This window comes from Alteraurantiacibacter aquimixticola (assembly GCF_004965515.1).
Lineage (GTDB): Bacteria > Pseudomonadota > Alphaproteobacteria > Sphingomonadales > Sphingomonadaceae > Alteraurantiacibacter > Alteraurantiacibacter aquimixticola.
The window spans coordinates 11,817-31,216 of the sequence record NZ_SSHH01000003.1 but is presented as its reverse complement, the minus strand read 5'-3'; the positions used below and the strand labels follow the sequence as shown (position 1 = coordinate 31,216).

Genomic DNA, 19,400 nt, shown 5'->3' with positions numbered 1-19,400 from the left:
GGCAGCGCAGGCGCGATTGCGAGGGGTCCTAAAGACCCTCTCCTTCGGCAATGGGGGCATCGGCATGCGCGGCAGCACGCTCGCGCAAGGCCGGGCTCTTTACCGTCCATGTCAGCAGCGGCAGCCCGCGGCGGCGCTGGCGGGCGGGGAACGCGCCGGGCAGGTCGCGAATGTCATAGGCGAGGAATTGCGCGCGCGAGGTCCAGAGCGAGACATGCCGCTCCACCGCCGCTTGCCATGTCCGCTTGTCCTGCTCGGTCACCACCAGCCCGCGCACGATTGCCGGGGCCTTGCGCGCGAACCAGCGGCCGACGCGCGGATCGAAGGACATCACCGCCACCGGCCCATGATAGCCTTCGAGGTCACGCCGTACCGCGCGGCACAACACCTCGATGTCGCGCCCCTTGTCGCTTTTGATCTCGAGCAGCAGGGGAACCTGTCCCACCACTTGGTCGAGCATGTCGCGCAAGGTCGGGATGGTTCCGCCGCCATCGCGGAGGGCGATCTGCGTGATCTCCCCCACCGGCAAGTCGTCCAGCCGCCCCTGGCGATTCGTCAGGCGTTCCAGCGTCGCATCGTGGAAGACAATCGCCTGCCCATCCTTGCTGCGGCGCACGTCGCACTCGATCCCCAGCCCCCGTGCAATGGCCCCGGCAAAGGCAGCGGTGGAGTTCTCCGCCACCCCCTCTTCATGCAGACCCCGATGAGCATAGGTGACGCTGCCGAGCCACGCCGCCACGTCGGCAGGCGGAGCCGGCGCGCGCCAGCGGTCAATCAGCGCGAAGGGCAATGACCGCGTCCACTTCCACTGCCGCACCCAGCGGCAGCACCGGGACGCCGACAGCGCTGCGGGCGTGCCGCCCGGCCTCGCCGAAGATCTCGAACATCAGGTCGGACGCGCCATTGGCGACCTTGGGCTGGTCGGTGAAATCGCCGGTCGAATTGACGAAGGCGCCGAGCTTCACCACGCGCTCCACCCGTTCCAGCACGCCGGCGGCCTTCAACTGCGCCGCGATCATCAACCCGCAGGCGCGGGCCGCGGCGGTGCCCTGTTCCAGCGTCACGTCCTCGCCCAACCTGCCGGTGACGAGCTGCCCGTCGATGAAAGGCAGCTGGCCCGAGACATGGGCTAGCCCGTTTGCGATCACCACCGGCTGGTAGCTGGCAACCGGCGCCGCCGCTTCAGGCAGGGTAATGCCGATCTCGGCAAGGCGGGATTCGACGCTCATTTCTTCTCTCCATGCAGGGTTTCGAGCAGCCAGGGCAGCGCCTCGGCCCAATTGTCGATTCGCGCATGGGCGTCACCCGCCTCCAGCGCGCAGGGGACATGCGGGGCGATCGCCGGTTCGCCGCAGAAATGCAGGCGATGGACATGCGGCACTTCGGCCCGCGCCGATTCGTGATGCGTGGCGATATCATCGATGAAGATCGCGCGCGCCGGATCATGCTCGGCGACGATTCGCGCCAGCGCCCCGCCCTTCGGCCCTTGGTTGGTATAGACAGGCACGGTGATGCCGAATTCGCGCAATTGCCGCGTGCGCGCCTCGTTCCGCTTGTCGACCAGGTTGGTGAGCACGACGACATCCGCCTCGCGCTGCAGTTCGGCAATCGCTTCCACCGATCCGGCAATCGGCGTCTGCCGCCCCATCTGCGTGTCGAAAAAGCCGCCCAGAAGCTCCCACACCTCGTCCTCGGACATCGCCACGCCGCTGTCGCGCCGTTTCATCGACTGGACGAAGGGATTGCCCTCCAGCTCGAACAGCACGTCATGCTCCTCGTCCAGCCAGTCGCGGAAGTGGCGCACCATATGCAGCAGCACTTCATCGCAATCGGTGATGACCAGCGGACGTTTCATTGGGACAGGGCTTCCTTCATGCGGGCAAGTTCGGCGGGTTCCATATCGAGAGCGCGCGCCGCTTCGACAAGGTCCGGCTCATGAGCGCAGAGGAATTCGAACACTGCGCGATGGGTGGCAACATCGTCCACCGCCGTGCGCAGCCCGTCCACCGTCAGGCCAGTCAGGTCGAGGAAACGGTGCGCCCGGCGCTCCTCCGCCAGAATCCAGCCGAGAGCGCCCAACGCGACAACCGAGGCATGCTTCACCAAATCTTCACCGCCGGTAATAATTGTACACAGTCCAAAAAGAGGGTAAGGGTTGCGGTAACAATACTTCCGTGGGGGACGGAGGATCGGGGACGCAATGACCAAGCGAATTCTCGTTGTCGAGGACAACGACCTCAACCGCAAACTTTTTTGCGATGTGTTGCAGGCCGGCGGCTTTTCGGTGGAGCCGGTTGCAGATGGCAGCAAAGCGCTTGAAATGGCGCGCGGATTCCTGCCGAACCTAGTAGTGATGGATATTCAATTGCAGGATGTCTCCGGGCTGGACTTGATCGCCCGGATGAAAGGCGACTCCAGCCTTTGCGAAGTGCCCGTGCTGGCCGTGACGGCCTATGCCGGCAAGGGTGACGAGGAACGGATTCGCGAGATGGGCGCCGAAGGCTATCTTTCCAAGCCGGTATCGATCGGTCCGTTCATGGCTGCGGTAAAGGGCCTGATCGAACGGCCCGCCTGATCAGCGAGAAAGCCCTAGTTCCACTGCGAACGCAGTCAACGTGACGAACAGCCCGCCAATGAAGATACGGTAGGCGAGCGACAGGTAGCGGTATTTGCGCCGCTGCAGCACCTGGCCGTTCTGGTAGATGTCATGCAGCATGACACGGAACAGGTGATCGTCATGGCGCATCTGCTTCAGCACATCCTCGGTCCATTGCCCCTCTTCCATCCCGCAGAAATGCCCGAAGAACAGCAAGTTCGCCCGGTCTCCAGGATCGGCCTTGCCGACCGAAGGCAGCACCGCCATCACCGCGCAAAGCGAGCTGAGGAAGGCGAAGACCGCCAGGATCGCCAGCGAATAGGGCAGGTCGCCCGCCAGCGAGCGGCTGACCGCGATCGAGAACACCAGGAAGGTCGCCCCCATCAGGATCGAAGCCTTCTGGTCCGCCATTTGCGAGAGCATCAGCGTATTGACCTGCACCGTGCGCAGCATCTGCACCGCTTGCGGCGTATATTGCGGCAAACCGGCCGGCGCCTCGTCCTCAGCGCCGCTGCCCTGTTCCGAAGGCTGGGTCATCATGCCCCTCAATTCCGCGAATTTGGCCTTGGACGGAGAGTCTGCCAGTGTGCGCCAAGCTTGACAAGCAGGCCGAAGAGCCGCTTTTCCGCCGCAATGGGATGGCAGCACGTCGCTGCCCCTTATCAGAACTGGAATAATACGCATGGACCGCGCCGCAACCGACAGCACCATCCGCTCGCTGATCGAGCCCTTCAACAAGAAGCTCGTGGAGGTTACCGACGCCACCACTTTCGCCGGTGACCTCGAATTCGACAGCCTGACCGTGATGGACTTCGTCGCAGCGATCGAGGACGAATTCGACATCATCATTTCCATGAACCAGCAGGCCGAGATCGAAACCTACGGCCAGCTGGTTGATGCCGTCACGAAGCTGCAGGGCGAGTAATCCAGAACATGAGCGAAGGTGTGACGCAGGCCGACCAGCCGACCGTGCGCGAGGGCGAATCGCGCGACCTGTTCTCCAAGTTCGACGAGACCATCAAGGTCCGTGAAACGCTGCTCGCCAGCGGGGTGGAGGATCCCTTCTCGCTGGTGATGGAAAAGGTGCTCTCGCCCACCCGTGCGATCTGCAACGGGCGCGATACGATCCTGCTCGGCACCTACAACTATATGGGCATGACCTTCGATCCGGACGTGATCGAGGCGGGCAAGCAGGCGCTGGAAGACTACGGTGCGGGCACCACCGGCAGCCGCGTGCTGAACGGCACCTACCAGGGGCACAAGGAGTGTGAGGAGGCGTTGAAGGAATTCTACGCCATGGACCACGCCATGGTGTTTTCGACCGGCTACCAGGCCAATCTCGGCATCATCTCCACGATCGCCGGCAAGGGCGATTACATCGTGCTCGACATCGATAGCCATGCGTCGATCTGGGACGGCTGTTCGATGGGCAAGGCCGAGATCGTACCCTTCAAGCACAACGATATCGAAGCGATGGAAAAGCGCCTGAAGCGCATCCCCGAAGGCGCAGGCATCCTGGTGGTTCTCGAGGGCGTCTATTCGATGCTGGGCGATATCGCGCCGCTCAAGGAGATGGTGGCGGTCGCCAAGAAATACGGCGCCATGGTGCTGGTGGACGAGGCGCATTCGATGGGCTTCATCGGCGAGCATGGCCGCGGCGTGTGCGAGCAGGCCGGGTGCATCGACAATGTCGATTTCATCATCGGCACCTTCTCCAAGTCCGTCGGCACCGTTGGCGGCTTTTGCGTTTCCAACCACCCGAAGTTCGAGATCATGCGGCTGGTCTGCCGCCCCTATGTCTTCACCGCCTCACTGCCGCCCAGCGTGGTAGCGACGGCGGCGACATCGATCCGCAAGCTGATGCATGGCTCCAACAAACGCGCGCATCTGTGGGAGAATTCCAAGCGGCTGCATGGCGGCCTCACCGAAATGGGCTTCCAGCTCGGCACTGCCGAGCCGCAAAGCGCCATTGTCGCGGTCATCATGCCCGATTTGGAGCGCGGTGCAGCGATGTGGGAAGCGCTGCTGAAGGAAGGCCTGTACGTGAACCTCGCGCGCCCGCCGGCAACGCCTGCGAACATGACCCTGCTGCGCTGCTCGCTCTGCGCCGAGCATTCGGAGGAAGAGGTCGAGACCATCCTCGGCATGTTCGAACGCGCCGGCAAGGCGGTGGGGATCATCTAGTCCCCGCTGCCTTGCATTACTGCGCGAACCGGCCCCTTGTCCTGTTCGCCAGCGCAACGAGCGACAACATCACCGGCACTTCCACCAGCACGCCAACCACGGTGGCCAGCGCCGCGCCGCTGGTGAGTCCGAACAGGCCGATGGCCACGGCAACCGCCAATTCGAAGAAATTGGACGTGCCGATCAGGGCGCAGGGCGCTGCAATCGGGTGCGGCACCTTCCATGCCCAGGCGGCGGCATAGGCGACGGCGAAAATTCCGTAGGACTGGATGATGATCGGGATGGCGATCAGGACGATCAATAACGGTTGTCCAACGATGGTCGTGGCCTGGAAGGCAAAGAGCAGCACAATCGTCGCCAGCAACCCAATGATGGAAAACGGCTTCAGGCGTGCCGTGAAGCGATCCACTGCACCACTATCGCCTGCATGCCGTTCGACGATCCGCCCGCGCGTCACCCATCCGGCTCCCAGCGGCACGAGCACGTAGAGAACGACTGAGAGCAGCAGCGTCTCCCACGGCACGGCAATGTCGGTCACGCCCAGAAGCAGGGCAACGATCGGCGCGAAGGCAAAGATCATGATGATGTCGTTCACCGAGACCTGCACCAGCGTATAAGCCGGATCGCCCCGCGTCAGTTGTGACCACACGAACACCATCGCGGTGCATGGGGCTGCACCCAGCAAGATCAGGCCAGCGATGTATTGCTGCGCATCTTCCGCCGCAATCAATCCGGAATAGATGACATCGAAGAAGAGGACGGCGAGCGCCGCCATCGTGAAGGGCTTCACCAGCCAGTTGACCACGACGGTGATAATGAGACCGCGCGGCTTCGTCCCGATCTGGCTGATGCTTGAGAAGTCCACCGCGGTCATCATCGGGTAGATCATCGCCCAGATCAGCACAGCGACGATGAGATTCACGGACGCGATCTGGAATTCGGCAAGAACCGCGAACAGGCCCGGTGCAACGAGGCCCAGGATTACACCCGCGGCAATGGCCAGCGCCACCCACAGCGAAAGCCAGCGTTCGAACAGTGCCATCAGGTCGCCCCCTCGGAATTGCGCCCGATCGCAGTCAAGGCATCGCGCCAATCGCGTGCATCGAGCTGGTCTTCGTCGAGCTTGAGCATGGCGTCGACCCTGCGGGACAAGCGGTCATAGGCAATGCGAAAGTCTTCGGGTCTGCCATCGTCTTGCATGCCCGCCGGATCGGGAATCCCCCAGTGGGTCTGGATGGGATGTCCGGGCCAGATGGGGCAAGTTTCACCCTTCGCATTGTCGCAAACCGTGATCACGCAATGGAGGAAGGGCGCGTCCAGCGCAGCGAATTCGGTCCAGCTCTTTGAGCGGAGGCCCGACACGTCATGTCCCTCCTGCTCGAGCAGCTCGATTGCCAATGGATTGGGGACACCTCGCGGGTGACTGCCTGCCGAATAGGCCTTGAAGCGCCCGGTGCCCTTCTGGTTGATAATCGCCTCCGCCAGGATCGATCTGGCGGAGTTACCGGTACAAAGGAACAAGACATTGCGTGTCATGGTTGCCTGGTCTCCATTGGCATGGCTGTCGTTTCGCAATCGCCGCCGCCGCAGCAGTTCTCGGTGAGGAAGTCGACAAGGCCGCGCATCGCGGCGAAGTCAGCGCTGTAAATTAGGCTGCGCCCGTCGCGCCGCTGGTGCACCAGCCCCGCCTCCGCCAACTGGGCCAGGTGGTGCGATAGCGAGGAATTGGGGATGTCGAGCTGCGTTGCGATCTGCCCGGCGGGCAAGCCGTCCGGCCCCGCCTGGACGAGCAGGCGAAAAGCAGAAAGGCGGTGGTCCTGAGCCAGCGCGGATAATGCAATGACGGCGTGATTCGCTTTCATTTCGATATTTATCGAAATGTTCGCACCATCATGCAAGCCTTATTTCGACAATTGTCGAATTATCTCTCGATCGAGGTCACATTGCCGCAAGGATCGTCCGATCCTCCTTCGCCGCCGCCAAGCTGCGTCAGGATCAGGAAGCCGCCGATCAGCAACACCGTGAAAAGTGCGGTCAGCCAGCCGAGATACTTGTCGACGAAGGTCTTGATCGGCGCGCCGAAGAGCTGGAACAGCACGCCCACCACCATAAAGACGAGGCCGCGCCCGCCAATGCTGGCGAGCAGGAAGGTCACGAAATCCATCGAGATGAAGCCGGCGGTGATCGTCAGCAGCTTGAAGGGAATCGGCGTGGTCCCTGCAATCAGGATCGCCTGCCAGTCATTCTCGCGCAGATAGCAGGCCGCCTTGGGGAACGCCTCCGATAGGCCCAGCACGCCGATCAGCCATTCGCCGATCGCCTCATAAAGGAAGTAGCCGATCGCATAGCCGAAGATGCCGCCCAGCACGGAGAAGGCGGTACAGATGAAGGCGAAGCGCAGCGCCTTCTTCGGTTCGGCCAGGCACATCAGCCCCAGCAGCGGATGCGGGGGAATCGGGAAGAAACTCGATTCGACGAAGGCAAAGAACGCCAGCCACCGCTCCGCATGGGGATGCGCCGCCTTGGCCATGGTCCAGTCATACAAGGCGCGCAGCCACTTCATCCCACACTCCGATCCCGCGGTTTTCCGGGAGTTAGGCGAGCGCCGCCGCCCGTGCAAGCTGGAAAACATAACCTATTTGGCACTTTTATATTGACATTGTCACGCTGTTTGGTTAGAGAAACGGAACATCGCGATAGACCGAGTCGACAAGGGCGGCCCTGACGGGGACACCGCCCTTTTTCGTGCCCGCCATCGCGCAGACGGGATTGACGAACCATGGCAGGAATGAACAACAGCAACGAGGGTGGCGAGGATCCGAAACTGGATCGCCACTGGCGCAAGCGGTTCCTCGATGCGCTGGCCGAAACATCCAACGTATCGGCCGCCGCCCGCGTGGCCGAGGTGACACCCAGCCGCGCCTACAAGGTCCGCCGCACCGAACCGGCCTTCCGGACCCAATGGAACGAGGCGCTTCTGGAGGGTTACGAGCATCTGGAGATGGAAACGCTGCACCGCCTGCGCATGGGCGTGGACAGCGGCAAGGAGGATCGCAAGTTCGACATCGCCAATGCGCTGCGCCTGCTCTCGCTGCACAGCCAGACGGTGGCGCATGAACGCGCCCAGCGCAGCCAGCAGGACGAAGACGAGGTTCTCGCCGCGCTCAACGCCAAGATCGATGCGATGCGCGCCCGCGAAGGCGCGTTGAAGGAGGCGGGCGAAAAGGGCGACCATGACGCTGGTTGAACGGCTCGACTGGATCGTCGGGCGCCGCTGGGTGGACCGGCAGAATTTCCTCGCCCAGCTGACTACGGCGGAGAGGCGCAAGCTGCTCGCCCATTGGAGCTTCTGGGCGCGGGAGGAGCAATTGCCTCCCTCGGGTGACTGGCGCGTGTGGCTGATCTGTGCCGGGCGCGGCTTCGGCAAGACGCGCGCAGGCGCCGAATGGGTGAACGAGATTGCCCGAACCACACCCGATGCGCGCATCGCGCTGATCGGCTCATCCATCGGGGAGGCGCGTGCGGTAATGGTCGAAGGCGAAAGCGGGATCATGGCCTGCAGCGCGGATCACGCGCGGCCGGTGTTCGAAGCTTCCTTGCGGCGGCTGACCTGGCCCAATGGCGCGCAGGCCTGCCTCTATTCCGCCGCCGAGCCGGAAGGTCTGCGCGGCCCGCAGCACAGCCATGCCTGGTGCGACGAGATCGCCAAATGGGATAATTCCTCGGATCGCGCCTTGTCATCTTGGAACAATTTGCAGATGGGCCTGCGCCTGGGCAAGGAGCAACGGTTGCTCGCCACCACCACACCGCGTGCCGTGCCCTTGCTGCGCCGCCTGTTCGATGAGCAGGAGAAGCTCGGCATGGTCGTGACCCGCGGCAGCACGCATGACAATGACGCCAACCTTCCGGCGAGCTTCATCGAGGCGATGGATCGCCAGTTCGGCCAGTCCATGCTCGGCCGGCAGGAACTGAATGGCGAGATGCTGGAGGATATCGAAGGCGCGCTGTGGAACCGCAGCCTGCTCGAAAGCTGCCGCCAGGCCGTCTCTCCCGAAGAGGTGGTGCGCATCGTTGTCGGCGTCGATCCGCCGGCCTCCGCGCATGGCGATGCCTGCGGCATCGTGGTGGCGGGCGTGACGGCGGAGGGTCAGGGCAAGGTGCTTGCCGATCGCTCTGTCGCCAATGCCAGCCCCGAGAAATGGGCGCGCGAAGTAGCCGCCACGATGAGCGAATGGCAGGCCGACCGCGTGATTGCCGAGGCGAACCAGGGCGGGGCGATGGTGGAAAGCGTGCTGCGCGCCGCCGACTGCCAGATGCCCATCCGGCTGGTCCATGCCAGCCGCGGCAAGGTCGCCCGCGCCGAACCGATCGCCGCGCTCTATGAAGCGGGCCGGGTCAACCATGTCGGCCAGCATGCGATGCTGGAAGACGAGCTGTGCGGATTGATGACCGGGGGCAGCTATCAAGGCCCCGGCCGCAGCCCCGACCGCGCCGACGCGCTGGTCTGGGCTCTCACCGAATTGATGCTGACCGAACGCAAGGATCCGCGCGTCCGCCGCTTCTGACAGACGCGCTAATCGATCACGCGGCGCGAGAGGACACGATCTACGACGATGTACGGATAGACCTCTTCAAGCCCGCACAAGGGACGCCGTCCGACGAATTCCACTTCGAGGACGGCGTCCCTTCCCGTGCGGACGACGTCCTCCAGCTGTGTGCCTTCATAGACGAGCCTGCGGGTCCCTGACCCCTCTTCGGCGAAGGCATCGCCTTCAGCGTCCAGCGTCCAGGTGCCGGTGATCCGCTCGACCGGAGCCAGCGGGACACAGCTTTCCATCAGCGCCCGTCCGCTGAGTTCCCGGCGCAACTGGACGCATTGATCGAGGTTCTCGCGTGCGCCCTCGCAATCGGGTCCCTCGGGGCGCGACTGCGCGCAGGCCGTGAGCAAGAGTGACGCAGACAGAACAAGGGTGAGCCGCATGATCCCAGCCTAGCGAGGTTGGCACGGCTCGCCAATCGCGGTGCTCCAAGCGCCCACAACGAACGAACAAACCGCCCCACCCAAGGAGATGTCCATGTCCTTCCTCGATGCCTTCCGCTCCGCCTTCAAGGGCGGGGGCGCGGGCCACGTGCCGCTGGCGCGCAATTACACTTCGCCCTGGTACTGGTCGCAGGACCCGGCCGGCACCCGCCCGCCTTTCGATTACCGGCGCGATGTCGGCACCGCCTTCCTCGACAATCCCGTGGCGCAGCGCGCAGTGCGCATCGTTTCCGAAAGCGTGGGCAGCGTGCCGCTCAACCAGGTGGACGAGCGCATCGCCAAGTTGGTGCGCGCCACCAGCGCTGGGCAGTCGCTGCTGGAAACGCTGGCGGCGCACCTGCTGCTGCATGGCAATGCCTATATCCAGATCATCCGCGATGGCGCGGGCGTTCCGGTGGAGCTCTTCGCCCTTCGCCCCGAGCGCGTCAGCGTCCAGCCCGGCCCCGATGGCTGGCCCGCCGCCTGGCGATACAAGCTGGGTGACAGCACCATCACCATTCCGGTTGAGGATGAGGATGGCTGGCCCGGCCTGATCCATGTGAAGGCCTTCCACCCTTCGGACGATCACTATGGCGCAGGCTGCCTCTCCGCCGCCGCGCCTGCCGTGGCGATCCACAATGCCGCCGCCGAATGGAACCGCGCGCTGCTGGAAAATGCGGCACGCCCCTCCGGCGCGCTGGTCTATGAAGGCGGGGCGGACACGTCCGGCCTCACCAATGACCAGTTCGACCGGCTGAAGGCGGAGCTGACCGCGGCCTATGCCGGCGGCGGCAATGCCGGGCGGCCCATGCTGCTTGAAGGCGGTCTCAAATGGCAGAGCCTCTCGCTCTCGCCCGCCGACATGGACTTCGCCGAGCTGAAGGCCGCCGCAGCGCGCGACATCGCGCTCGCTTTCGGCGTACCGCCCATGCTGCTCGGCCTGCCGGGCGACAATACCTATTCGAATTATCGCGAGGCCAACCGCGCCTTGTGGCGGCTGACGCTGCTGCCGCTGACGGGCAAGATTCTCTCCAGCATTTCCGAAGGCCTCGCCCCGTGGTTCCCCGGCACCGCGCTCTCGGTCGATCTCGACCAGATCCCGGCGCTGGCGCAGGACCGCGAAACGCTCTGGTCGCAGGTCACCTCGGCCGAATTCCTCACCGACAGCGAGAAACGCGAAATGCTCGGGCTTCCCCCGGCGAAAGGACAGTCATGACCAATGAAGACATGCTCGCCAAGCTGATGGCGCAGGCCAGCACGCAGGGCAGCGACCTCATCACCTTGCGAGCGATCGTCGAGGAATCGAGCGAGCTGGGCGCGAACCGCGTGCTCAACAAGCTCGGCCTCGAAGACGATGACGCGCATCAGGACCTCAACGAACTGCGCGAGCTGCTCGCCGCATGGCGCGCGGCCAAGACCAGCGCTTCCAAGGCGGCGATCGAATGGATGGTGCGCGCAGTCATGGCGCTTCTGCTGATCGGCATCGCCGTGCGCCTGGGCGTATCGGAACTGCTGCGGTGAGCGGCAGGACCCTTTCCATCGCCGGCTATGCGGCGCTGTTCGACATTCCCGATGGCGCGAAGGACGTGATCGTTCCCGGCGCTTTCGCCCGAACGCTGGCCGATCGGCAGCAGGCCATCCCGCTCTACTGGCAGCACCGTCCCGAACAGCGCATCGGCACGGTGCGGCTGGCCGAGGAGGATGGGCGCGGCCTGCGCGTCGTCGCCGATATCGACAATCCGGACAGCCGGGCGGTCAGCGCGCTGCTCGCCCGCGAGGTGAACGGCCTGTCCTTCGGTTATCGCGCGCGCGGTTTCCGCCGCACCGCCGATGGCCGCCTGCTGGAAGATATCGAACTGCTCGAGGTCAGCCTCGTCACCCATCCGCTGCAACACGGGGCGCGGGTCCACTTCGTCCAGTGATCGCAGCATCCAACCCGTTTTCGACCGGCCGCCACTGGGGCGGCCTTTTTTGTGCCCCCCAACCTACCCCACGTGAAGAAAGGTGAATGTCCCAATGGATATCGCAAATGAAACCGACACCATGGCTGCCAGCTTCGACCTGGTCGCCCGCCAGGACCAGGCCGAGAAGGACATCTCGGTTCTGCGCTCCGATGTCGACGAGGTGAAAGCCCGCATCGACAAGATCGGCCGCGCTGCCGCCCGCCCCGCCATCGAAGGCGCGGCCAAGGACAGCCCGGAAGTGAAGGGATTTGTCGACGGCTACCTGCGTCGCGGTTCGGAGACCGAACTGAAGTCCATTTCCGGCATGGTGCAGAGCGAAGGCGGCTTTGCCGTCCCGCGTGAAATCGACGCCATGATCGCTTCGGAACTGAAGGAAATCTCCCCCATCCGCCAGCTGGCGCAGGTCGTGCAGGTCGGCAGCGCAGGCTATCGCAAGCTGGTGACCACCGGCGGCACCCGGTCGGGCTGGGTCAGCGAGACTTCGGCGCGTCTCGAAACCGAGGCCCCCGAATTCGCCGAGATCGCTCCGCCCGCAGGTGAGCTTTATGCCAATCCGGCGGCGAGCCAGGGTATGCTGGACGATGCCGGTTTCGACCTCGAAGGCTGGCTGGCGAACGAGATCGCGATGGAATTCGCCCGCGCCGAAGGCAGCGCCTTCGTCAATGGCTCGGGTGCGAACCAGCCGCTCGGTTTCCTCTCCTCGCCGACCTCCATGGCCGGTGACGCGGTGCGCCCCTTTGGCTCGGTCCAGTATATCGGCTCGGGCGATGCCAACGGCTTCTCGACCAACCCGGAAAGCGGCCTGATCGACCTCGTCCACACGATGAAGGCCGGTCATCGCCAGGGCGCCAGCTGGCTGATGAACTCCTCCACCCTGTCCGAAGTGCGCAAGCTGAAGACCAGCGACGGCGCCTTCCTGTGGCAGCCGGGCCTGGTCGAAGGCCAGCCCGATCGCCTGCTGGGCTATCCGGTGGTCGAGGTCGAGGACATGCCCGACGTCGCCGCCGGCACTTTCCCGATCGCTTTCGGCAACTTCAAGGCCGGCTACCTGGTGACCGAACGCAGCGCGACGCAGATCCTGCGCGATCCGTTCACCAACAAGCCCTTCGTCCACTTCTACGCCACCAAGCGCGTGGGCGGCCAGGTGCTCGATAGCGCCGCGATCAAGCTTCTGAAGATCGAAGCGTAATTTGTTTGCGCCCTCAGGCGCCGGGCGCGGCCCATCCGGGCCGCTAGGCTCGGCCTAACCGGCCGGCGCGCATTCGCGCTTGCGGGCTGCCAAGGCAGCCCGTGTCCCGCGCCCTGAGGATAGCAAACACGCGCCTGCGTGGTGGGGGTCCCTTCCCCTCCCGCCCCTGCCGCGCAGGCGCACCCTTTTTCTCCCTTGCAGACAGGAGGCCGCCACATGAAGCGGGCAATCCTCGTGCCCCCGGCCCTTGTGCCGGGCGCTCTTGATGAACTGAAGAACTGGCTGGCCATATCCACGCCGCAAGACGACATCAGCCTTACCGCACTGCTGACCAGTGCGCTCGACATGTGCGAGGCTTTCACCCGCCAGATGCCGCTGGAGGCGCAGTGCGAGGAAGTGCTTCCCGCCGTGCGTGACTGGCAGCGCCTTTCCACCACGCCCGTGCAATCGGTGACCGGCGTCGAACAGATCGCCACCGACGGCGCGCGCACGCCGCTTGGCGCGGGCGACTACGCCCTGGACCTGGCGGCAGACGGCACGGCGCGCATTCGCCTGCTCGCGCCTGCCGTGCATGGCCGCATCGCCGTGCGCTTTGCCGCCGGTATCGCGCCAAGCTGGGACACGCTGCCCGAAGCTTTGCGCCACGGCATTATCCGCCTCGCCGCCTACAACTATCGCCAGCGCGATCTCGACAGCGTCAAGCCGGTTCCCCCGGCCGCCGTCGCCGCGCTGTGGAGCCCGTGGCGCCGGTTGCGGCTGGTATGATCGCGGCAAGCTCCGCCCACCTCGGCAGTCTCGCCGCGCGCCTTTCTGCCCGCGCCGAACGGCTCGCCCGCGCCCATGCCGAAATGCGCCTGCGCCGCCGCAAGGGAGACCCTTCCCGCTGGCGCAAGCCCGGCCTGCTCTGGCCGCTCTTCACCAAGGACTGATCCATGTTCGAAACACGATTGCGCAGCGCCCTGGTGGAATGGCTGCGAGACGATCCGGCGCTTGCCGGCCAGCTCAATGCCGTGACCGAGGAAGCACCCGTGCGCACTTCCGCGCCCTGGCTCGGCATCGTCGCCAGCGCCAGCAGCGACTGGAGCGCCAAGGACCGCAAGGGCCGCGAAGTGCGCGTGGCGATAGAGCTGCATGTGCGCGGCGATGCGCCCGACACGGCTGCCGACCTGACGAGCGCTATCGAGGCGCGGGTCGAGACGCTGCCGCCGGCGCAATCCGGCTTCACCGTCATCACCACCCAGTTCCTGCGCGCCCGGGCCGAACAGCGGCCCGCCAATCTGCGCGCGATCCTGATCGAATACCGCTTCCGCCTGCTGGAAGCCTGACCCACCCCCCTATTCGGAGACATGCCCATGACTGCCCAGAAAGGCTCCGCCTTCCTCCTCAAGATCGGCGATGGCGGCAATCCGCCCACTTACGAAACCGTCGCCGGTCTGCGCACCACGCAGCTTTCGATCAATGGCGATGCCGTTGTCGTCACGCACAAGGAATCGGGCGGCTGGCGCGACCTGCTGTCCGGTGCGGGCACACGCTCGGTCTCCGTAAGCGCGGCTGGCATCTTCCTTGGCAGCGATGCCGAAAACGCCATCCGTGCGCATGCCCTGGCGGGCACGATCGACGAATACGAGCTGTCCTTCGAAGACGGCAGCAAGCTGCGCGGCCGCTTCCTGGTGCAGCGGCTCGACTATGCCGGCGACTTCAATGGCGAGCGCAATTACACGCTGCAGCTCGAAAGCTCGGGCGCGGTGCTGCCCGCATGAGCCTGAGCGAGACACCCGCCAATCCCGAACGCGGCGAGGCACTCCTGCTGGTCAATGGACGCGAGCATATCCTGCGCCCCAGCTTCGCGGCACTGGTCGCGGCGGAAGAGGAGCTCGGCCCGCTTTTCGCCCTGGTCGAGAGGGCCGGCGAAGGCCGCCTCTCGCTGCAGGAAATCGCCGCCCTGTTCCACCACTGCTGCCAGGATCGCGCGGCAGTGACACGTGAGCAGATGGGTGAAGGTGTGCTTACCATGGGCCTTGCCTCCGCCGCCGTGCCGCTGCGGATGCTGCTCAAGCAGATTCTGCAAGGCCGGGGGTGAGCGAGCGCTTCGCTGCCGGAGCGCGTCGGCTGGCCGGCCTTGCCACGCGGCAATTCGGCTGGACGCCCGACCAGTTCTGGCACTGCACCCCGGCCGAGCTGGCCGCGATCCTGACTATCGAAAACCCCGCGAGCGAGGACCCGCTGAGCCGGTCCGAACTCGCCGCCCTGATGGAGCGCGAGAACAATGGATGATGAAATCGACACGCTGATGGTGGATGTGCGCGCCAGCACCGATGGCTTTCGCGCAGATATCGAAGGCATGCGTACCACGCTCGATTCGAACCTGGTGGACGGGTTCCAGCGCGCCGGCGCCGTGCTCGAACGCGGGCTGCTTTCAGCCGTGCGGCGGGGCAGCCTGGGTTTCGACGACCTGAAACGCGTGGCCTTAAGCACGCTCAACGAGATTGCGTCGCAGGCGCTTACCAGCGGCATTTCCCAGCTGTTCGGCTCCGGCGGCGGGCAAGGCGGCGGCGGTGGCTTCGGCCAGTTGTTCTCCAGCTTGATCGGTACGGTGCTGGACCTTCCCGGTCGCGCCACTGGCGGGCCGGTTGCGCCCGGCCAGGCCTATCTCGTCGGCGAGCGCGGGCCGGAACTGTTCGTGCCCACATCGGCAGGCCGCGTCGAAGCCAATGGCGCGGCCGCCCAACCGCAGCGCGACGTCCGCGTGGCGATCAACCTTGCCAGCCCGCGCGGCACCGATGTGCCGGTCGCCCTGCGCCGGTCATCGCGCCAGCTCGCCAGCCAGGTGCGCCGCGCGCTGCAGCAGGCTTGAGGAGGGAGACAGGACATGGCCTTCTGGCTCGCCCGGTCGAGAGACGGGCAACAGACCGATTTCATCCAGCGCTTCGACCCGCGCTTCTGGACCGTCGACTTCCCGCGCCCGATGATGGCGAGCGTCGTCACCACCGGCCCGGATTCGCTGCGGATGGATTTCGAATTTCACCACCGCGACGCGCTGGCCGGCTTGATCTGGTGGAGCGAGGACACGCTCGACCACCCGCTGCTCGCCTATGATACGGACCGCGACTACTCACGTACCACGCTCAGCTTCCGCTGGCGTTCGGGCGGTGTCCTGCCGCTCGATGCGGTCAATGGTCCAACACTGACGATCGAAGGGCGCGATGCAGCGGGCAATGCGCGGACCTGGTATGTCCGCATGTGGAACTACGCCACCGGATCGCCGCAGGACGCCCAGATCGTGCTGCCCTTCTCCGACCTGTTCGGCGGCTGGGACATCGGGAGCTCTACCGACCAAGTCTACCCGAATGACATCGACCGGATGTTCATCTCGCTCGCGCCGCCGCTCTACGATTCGACCGATGAGAGCCTGCTGCCCGCACGTGTCGATGGCTGGGTGGAGATGAGCGAAATCAACTGCGATGGCGACCGCGCGCTGCTGGAGATCGGCGACGTGATGGTCCCGCCGCACGGCGTACGCATGGCCACTGCCTATGACGACAGTTACAACCAGACGCCCGAACGCCTGCTGCGCAACCTTCGCGGCCTCGGCTATCGCGACGAGATCCTCCATTATGTCGGCATGAGCCACTACTACCGGGTCGTGCCCGGCCCGGGTGACACGATGGTGGCGGATGACCCGGCCGTGTTAGCCGAACCGGCGCTCGCCTGGCATCGCGACATGCTGGCGAAGGCGAAAGCGCAAGGGTATGATTTTATCCTCTCCTTCTCTTTCGAGCTGCTGGCGCAGAATTGCCCGAAGGACTGGACGCAGCGCGCGCATGACGCCTCGCCCGCTTTGACCGGCTGGGACCCGCCATCCTCCCTGCTGGCCCTTGGCAATAGCGAGGCCGTGACGCATCTGCGGCAGCTGGCGCTGAAGCTCGCGCAATTGCAGGCCGCCGCCGGCTTGCCGGTGAAGATCCAGATCGGTGAACCCTGGTGGTGGGTGAAAGGCAGTTACGCGCCCTGCATCTACGATGCCGCGACAGCCGCGCTGTTCGATCCGGCAGTGCCCAGGATCACCGACATGCGTCAGACGCTGTCTTCCGCGCAAATCGGCGTACTCAATACGGCCCGCGATTTGATGGGCAGCGTCACACGCTCGATCAAGCAGGACATCAAGAACGCGCATGGCTCCACCGCAGAGGTCCTGCTGCTGGCCTTCACCCCCACGCTGCTCGATCCGCAAATGCCGGCCATGACGGAGCTCAATATCCCGCTGGAATGGCAGCATCCGGAATTCGACCGGCTGCAGCTGGAGGATTACGACTGGCTGACCGGCGGCGCCGAGGCGCTGCGGCGGCAAGGCTACCAGACCATGGACGCGCTGCTGCAATATCCGCTCGACCAGCAGGATTACATGTCCGGCTTCGTCCTGAATGCAGAAGACGCCGACGCCTTCTGGCCGCTTATCGATGCGGGCCTGGAAGAGGCGAAGGAACGCGGCGTGCCCCGCCTCTATGTCTGGGCGCTGCCGCAGGTCTGCCGCGATGGATACACCCGCCTGCCGGACAGTCCCCCCGACATTGGCGAATATGAGGATGACGACATGCAGGCTTTCGATGATGTGCTCTATCCACTGGCGCTCGGCCGCGACGCCGGTGTCAGTCCGGAGTTCTCCACCTCCATCGTGCTGACCGCATCGGGCCATGAGAGGCGCAACAGCCTGTGGAGCGATGCGCGCCTGCGCTACGACGTCGGGCCGGGCATCCGCTCCGAGAGCGAGCTGGGCGTTCTGCTGGAATTCTTCCGCGCCCGGCGCGGTGCGGCGCGCGGCTTCCGTCTCGCCGACCCGTTCGATTTCAGTTCCAACGGCTTGACCGGCAGCCCGTCCATGTTCGACCAGCGCATCGGCGTGGGCGACGGCCTTGCCGGCGTGTTCCAACTGACCAAGTCCTATGGCGAGGGCGCCGAGCCGCAAGTGCGCCCGATAAGCCGCCCGCGCCCGGGCACTATCACCATCAGCGTGGACGGCGCGCCGGAAACCGGCTGGACGCTGGAACCGGGCGGCAAGATCGTCTTCACTCATGCGCCGCCCGCAGGAGCCGTGATCCGCGCGGGCTTCCTGTTCGATGTGCCGGTCCGCTTTGCCGAGGATCGGCTCGACATCACCGGCGCGGCCTTTGCGGCAGGCGAAGCGCCTTCCGTTCCACTGGTTGAGATTCGCGAGGAACTATGAGCAAGGTCTTCTTCCGTCAGGAGCTGGAAGGCGTCGCCACATTCTGGCGCATCCTCCGGCGGGACGGCTGCACCCTGGGCTTTACCAGCCACGACCGCGACTTGCGCTTCGGCGGCGTGCTACACCGCGCCGCGCCCGGCATGGTACCTTCCGCCATCCGCCGCAGTGGTGATATCGCCAATGACAGTGCCGAGGTGGAAGGCGTGCTGGCGCATGACGCAATCCATGCCGCCGACCTCGCCGCTGGCCGTTATGACGGTGCGCGCTTTGCCGTTGGCGTGGTCGACTGGGAAACGCTCGAACACGCCGTGCTCTATCACGGCGAAGCGGGCTCCATCGCCGAGGAGGATAATGGCTTCCGGGCGGAGTTGCAGTCTGCCAAGGCCGCGCTGCAGGCAGACCTCGTCCCGCGCACCAGCCCAACCTGCCGCGCCAGCTTCTGCGGACGGGAATGCGGCCTGAACACCAACCGGCATACGCATGAGCTGCAATGCGCCTTCGTCGATGCGGAAATCGGCCTCGTCCGTTTCAGCAGTGCGCCCTCGGCGGAAAGCCTGCGCGATGGCTGGGTTCGCTGGATCGACGGCCCGCATGCCGGACTGACGATGCAGATCATGCGCTCCGATGGCGACGGCCAGCTACTCGACCGGGCGCTCTCGCCCAATCTGGTGCCTGGCGCGCGGGCGCTCCTCCGTGAAGGCTGCGATCATACGCTGGCGACCTGCCACAGCCGCTTTGGCAACGCCGCCAATTTTCGCGGCGAACCCTTCCTGCCGGGCAACGACCTGCTCGCCCGCTATCCGACCAGCTCGCAATGAGCACGCCCGGCGAGCAATTTGCCGCCATTGCCCACTCCCTGCTCGGCACGCCCTTTCGCCTCCATGGGCGCAGCGCATCCAGCGGCGTGGACTGCGTAGGCCTCGTTGCCCTGACCCTGCACGCAACGGGCAGGACGTCGCGGAGCCCGGTCGGCTACACACTGCGCAATCTCGCCGCCGATGCCTACCTGCCGTTGCTGGAGGCCAACGGCTTCTTCCCGGCCACTGACGTCCCGCTGACGGGTGACCTCGTCCTTGCGAGGCCGGGACCTGGGCAGTTCCACCTCCTCATTCAATCCGGCTGCGGCGGGCATATCCACGCCCATGCAGGGCTGGGCCGCGTGGTCTTGACCCCACCCCCGCTCTCCTGGGCAACCCTCGGCCGCTGGCGGCTTGCACCCGACTGAA

At 65.1% G+C, this 19,400-nt stretch carries 29 protein-coding genes; 19 read left to right on the top strand and 10 right to left on the bottom strand.

Annotation, left to right across the window (positions count from 1 at the left end; translation table 11 throughout):
• Nucleotides 1-28: 28 nt before the first annotated feature.
• The 4 genes from E5222_RS11120 to E5222_RS11105 are packed head-to-tail and all read right to left on the bottom strand — an operon-like array spanning nt 29 to nt 2,103.
• Complete coding sequence (locus tag E5222_RS11120) at nt 29-739, bottom strand: glycerophosphodiester phosphodiesterase family protein (RefSeq protein WP_246021726.1); 711 nt, start codon at nt 737-739, stop codon at nt 29-31.
• A gap of 31 nt (nt 740-770) precedes the next feature.
• Complete coding sequence (locus E5222_RS11115) at nt 771-1,229, bottom strand: RidA family protein (RefSeq protein WP_136693877.1); 459 nt, start codon at nt 1,227-1,229, stop codon at nt 771-773.
• Complete coding sequence (locus E5222_RS11110; protein WP_136693876.1) at nt 1,226-1,855, bottom strand: HAD family hydrolase; 630 nt, start codon at nt 1,853-1,855, stop codon at nt 1,226-1,228. Before E5222_RS11110 ends, E5222_RS11115 begins: the two co-directional genes overlap by 4 nt.
• Nucleotides 1,852-2,103, bottom strand: a complete 252-nt coding sequence (locus tag E5222_RS11105) for a DUF3572 family protein (RefSeq protein ID WP_246021725.1) — start codon at nt 2,101-2,103, stop codon at nt 1,852-1,854. Before E5222_RS11105 ends, E5222_RS11110 begins: the two co-directional genes overlap by 4 nt.
• A gap of 97 nt (nt 2,104-2,200) precedes the next feature.
• On the opposite strand from E5222_RS11105, the gene E5222_RS11100 reads away from it, so the two are divergent.
• Nucleotides 2,201-2,575 carry a response regulator gene (locus E5222_RS11100; RefSeq protein ID WP_136693874.1) on the top strand — a complete coding sequence of 125 codons (375 nt, stop codon included), beginning with the start codon at nt 2,201-2,203 and terminating at the stop codon, nt 2,573-2,575.
• Here the strand turns inward: E5222_RS11100 and E5222_RS11095 are convergent, their stop codons facing one another.
• On the bottom strand, nt 2,576-3,136 hold the full coding sequence (locus tag E5222_RS11095; RefSeq protein ID WP_136693873.1) for a Pycsar system effector family protein: 561 nt from the start codon (nt 3,134-3,136) through the stop codon (nt 2,576-2,578).
• A gap of 142 nt (nt 3,137-3,278) precedes the next feature.
• Between E5222_RS11095 and E5222_RS11090 the strand changes: the two genes are divergently transcribed.
• Nucleotides 3,279-3,521, top strand: coding sequence for an acyl carrier protein (locus E5222_RS11090; protein WP_136693872.1), 243 nt, complete (start codon nt 3,279-3,281; stop codon nt 3,519-3,521).
• An 8-nt stretch (nt 3,522-3,529) separates the two neighbouring features.
• Entirely contained in the window at nt 3,530-4,780 is a 1,251-nt protein-coding gene (gene spt, locus E5222_RS11085; RefSeq protein WP_136693871.1) for a serine palmitoyltransferase, read from the top strand.
• Nucleotides 4,781-4,796: 16 nt separating this feature from the next.
• Here the strand turns inward: spt and arsB are convergent, their stop codons facing one another.
• The 4 genes from arsB to E5222_RS11065 are packed head-to-tail and all read right to left on the bottom strand — an operon-like array spanning nt 4,797 to nt 7,343.
• On the bottom strand, nt 4,797-5,822 hold the full coding sequence (arsB, locus tag E5222_RS11080) for an ACR3 family arsenite efflux transporter (protein WP_136693870.1): 1,026 nt from the start codon (nt 5,820-5,822) through the stop codon (nt 4,797-4,799).
• A complete protein-coding gene (locus E5222_RS11075) occupies nt 5,822-6,316 on the bottom strand; it encodes an arsenate reductase ArsC (protein WP_136693869.1) in 495 nt (164 codons plus the stop codon). The genes arsB and E5222_RS11075 overlap by 1 nt, the downstream gene beginning before the upstream one ends.
• Nucleotides 6,313-6,642, bottom strand: coding sequence for an ArsR/SmtB family transcription factor (locus E5222_RS11070; RefSeq protein ID WP_136694313.1), 330 nt, complete (start codon nt 6,640-6,642; stop codon nt 6,313-6,315). The genes E5222_RS11075 and E5222_RS11070 overlap by 4 nt, the downstream gene beginning before the upstream one ends.
• 59 nt (nt 6,643-6,701) lie before the next feature.
• Nucleotides 6,702-7,343 carry a YqaA family protein gene (locus E5222_RS11065; RefSeq protein ID WP_136693868.1) on the bottom strand — a complete coding sequence of 214 codons (642 nt, stop codon included), beginning with the start codon at nt 7,341-7,343 and terminating at the stop codon, nt 6,702-6,704.
• Between the two features lie 216 nt (nt 7,344-7,559).
• Between E5222_RS11065 and E5222_RS11060 the strand changes: the two genes are divergently transcribed.
• Both E5222_RS11060 and E5222_RS11055 read left to right on the top strand, forming a co-directional pair.
• Nucleotides 7,560-8,027: a hypothetical protein gene (locus E5222_RS11060; RefSeq protein WP_136693867.1), complete on the top strand. Its 468-nt coding sequence runs from the start codon at nt 7,560-7,562 to the stop codon at nt 8,025-8,027.
• On the top strand, nt 8,014-9,345 hold the full coding sequence (locus E5222_RS11055; protein WP_136693866.1) for a DNA-packaging protein: 1,332 nt from the start codon (nt 8,014-8,016) through the stop codon (nt 9,343-9,345). Before E5222_RS11060 ends, E5222_RS11055 begins: the two co-directional genes overlap by 14 nt.
• A gap of 8 nt (nt 9,346-9,353) precedes the next feature.
• On the opposite strand, the gene E5222_RS11050 is transcribed toward E5222_RS11055, so the two are convergent.
• A complete protein-coding gene (locus E5222_RS11050) occupies nt 9,354-9,617 on the bottom strand; it encodes a hypothetical protein (RefSeq protein WP_136693865.1) in 264 nt (87 codons plus the stop codon).
• A 238-nt stretch (nt 9,618-9,855) separates the two neighbouring features.
• On the opposite strand from E5222_RS11050, the gene E5222_RS11045 reads away from it, so the two are divergent.
• The 14 genes from E5222_RS11045 to E5222_RS10985 all read left to right on the top strand — a co-directional run bounded on the left by E5222_RS11045 (nt 9,856) and on the right by E5222_RS10985 (nt 19,399).
• Nucleotides 9,856-11,016: a phage portal protein gene (locus tag E5222_RS11045; protein WP_136693864.1), complete on the top strand. Its 1,161-nt coding sequence runs from the start codon at nt 9,856-9,858 to the stop codon at nt 11,014-11,016.
• Entirely contained in the window at nt 11,013-11,321 is a 309-nt protein-coding gene (locus tag E5222_RS11040; protein WP_136693863.1) for a DUF6127 family protein, read from the top strand. The genes E5222_RS11045 and E5222_RS11040 overlap by 4 nt, the downstream gene beginning before the upstream one ends.
• Nucleotides 11,318-11,722, top strand: coding sequence for an HK97 family phage prohead protease (locus tag E5222_RS11035; RefSeq protein ID WP_246021724.1), 405 nt, complete (start codon nt 11,318-11,320; stop codon nt 11,720-11,722). The genes E5222_RS11040 and E5222_RS11035 overlap by 4 nt, the downstream gene beginning before the upstream one ends.
• A gap of 94 nt (nt 11,723-11,816) precedes the next feature.
• A complete protein-coding gene (locus E5222_RS11030) occupies nt 11,817-12,953 on the top strand; it encodes a phage major capsid protein (RefSeq protein WP_136693861.1) in 1,137 nt (378 codons plus the stop codon).
• A gap of 216 nt (nt 12,954-13,169) precedes the next feature.
• Complete coding sequence (locus E5222_RS11025; RefSeq protein ID WP_136693860.1) at nt 13,170-13,718, top strand: head-tail connector protein; 549 nt, start codon at nt 13,170-13,172, stop codon at nt 13,716-13,718.
• Nucleotides 13,715-13,882, top strand: a complete 168-nt coding sequence (locus E5222_RS16550) for a hypothetical protein (RefSeq protein ID WP_169053562.1) — start codon at nt 13,715-13,717, stop codon at nt 13,880-13,882. The genes E5222_RS11025 and E5222_RS16550 overlap by 4 nt, the downstream gene beginning before the upstream one ends.
• A 3-nt stretch (nt 13,883-13,885) precedes the next feature.
• The gene (locus tag E5222_RS11020; protein ID WP_136693859.1) at nt 13,886-14,278 is read left to right on the top strand and encodes a DUF3168 domain-containing protein; all 393 of its coding nucleotides are present in this window, start codon (nt 13,886-13,888) and stop codon (nt 14,276-14,278) included.
• A gap of 27 nt (nt 14,279-14,305) precedes the next feature.
• A complete protein-coding gene (locus E5222_RS11015; protein WP_136693858.1) occupies nt 14,306-14,713 on the top strand; it encodes a phage tail tube protein in 408 nt (135 codons plus the stop codon).
• Nucleotides 14,710-15,033: a gene transfer agent family protein gene (locus tag E5222_RS11010; protein WP_136693857.1), complete on the top strand. Its 324-nt coding sequence runs from the start codon at nt 14,710-14,712 to the stop codon at nt 15,031-15,033. The genes E5222_RS11015 and E5222_RS11010 overlap by 4 nt, the downstream gene beginning before the upstream one ends.
• A complete protein-coding gene (locus E5222_RS11005; RefSeq protein ID WP_136693856.1) occupies nt 15,030-15,227 on the top strand; it encodes a phage tail assembly chaperone in 198 nt (65 codons plus the stop codon). The genes E5222_RS11010 and E5222_RS11005 overlap by 4 nt, the downstream gene beginning before the upstream one ends.
• Nucleotides 15,220-15,807: a tail tape measure protein gene (locus E5222_RS11000; RefSeq protein WP_136693855.1), complete on the top strand. Its 588-nt coding sequence runs from the start codon at nt 15,220-15,222 to the stop codon at nt 15,805-15,807. Before E5222_RS11005 ends, E5222_RS11000 begins: the two co-directional genes overlap by 8 nt.
• 15 nt (nt 15,808-15,822) lie before the next feature.
• Nucleotides 15,823-18,174, top strand: coding sequence for a DUF2460 domain-containing protein (locus E5222_RS10995; protein WP_136693854.1), 2,352 nt, complete (start codon nt 15,823-15,825; stop codon nt 18,172-18,174).
• Nucleotides 18,171-18,992 carry a DUF2163 domain-containing protein gene (locus E5222_RS10990; protein ID WP_136693853.1) on the top strand — a complete coding sequence of 274 codons (822 nt, stop codon included), beginning with the start codon at nt 18,171-18,173 and terminating at the stop codon, nt 18,990-18,992. Before E5222_RS10995 ends, E5222_RS10990 begins: the two co-directional genes overlap by 4 nt.
• Nucleotides 18,989-19,399 carry an NlpC/P60 family protein gene (locus E5222_RS10985; RefSeq protein WP_136693852.1) on the top strand — a complete coding sequence of 137 codons (411 nt, stop codon included), beginning with the start codon at nt 18,989-18,991 and terminating at the stop codon, nt 19,397-19,399. Before E5222_RS10990 ends, E5222_RS10985 begins: the two co-directional genes overlap by 4 nt.
• The last annotated feature ends 1 nt before the right edge of the window (nt 19,400 follow it).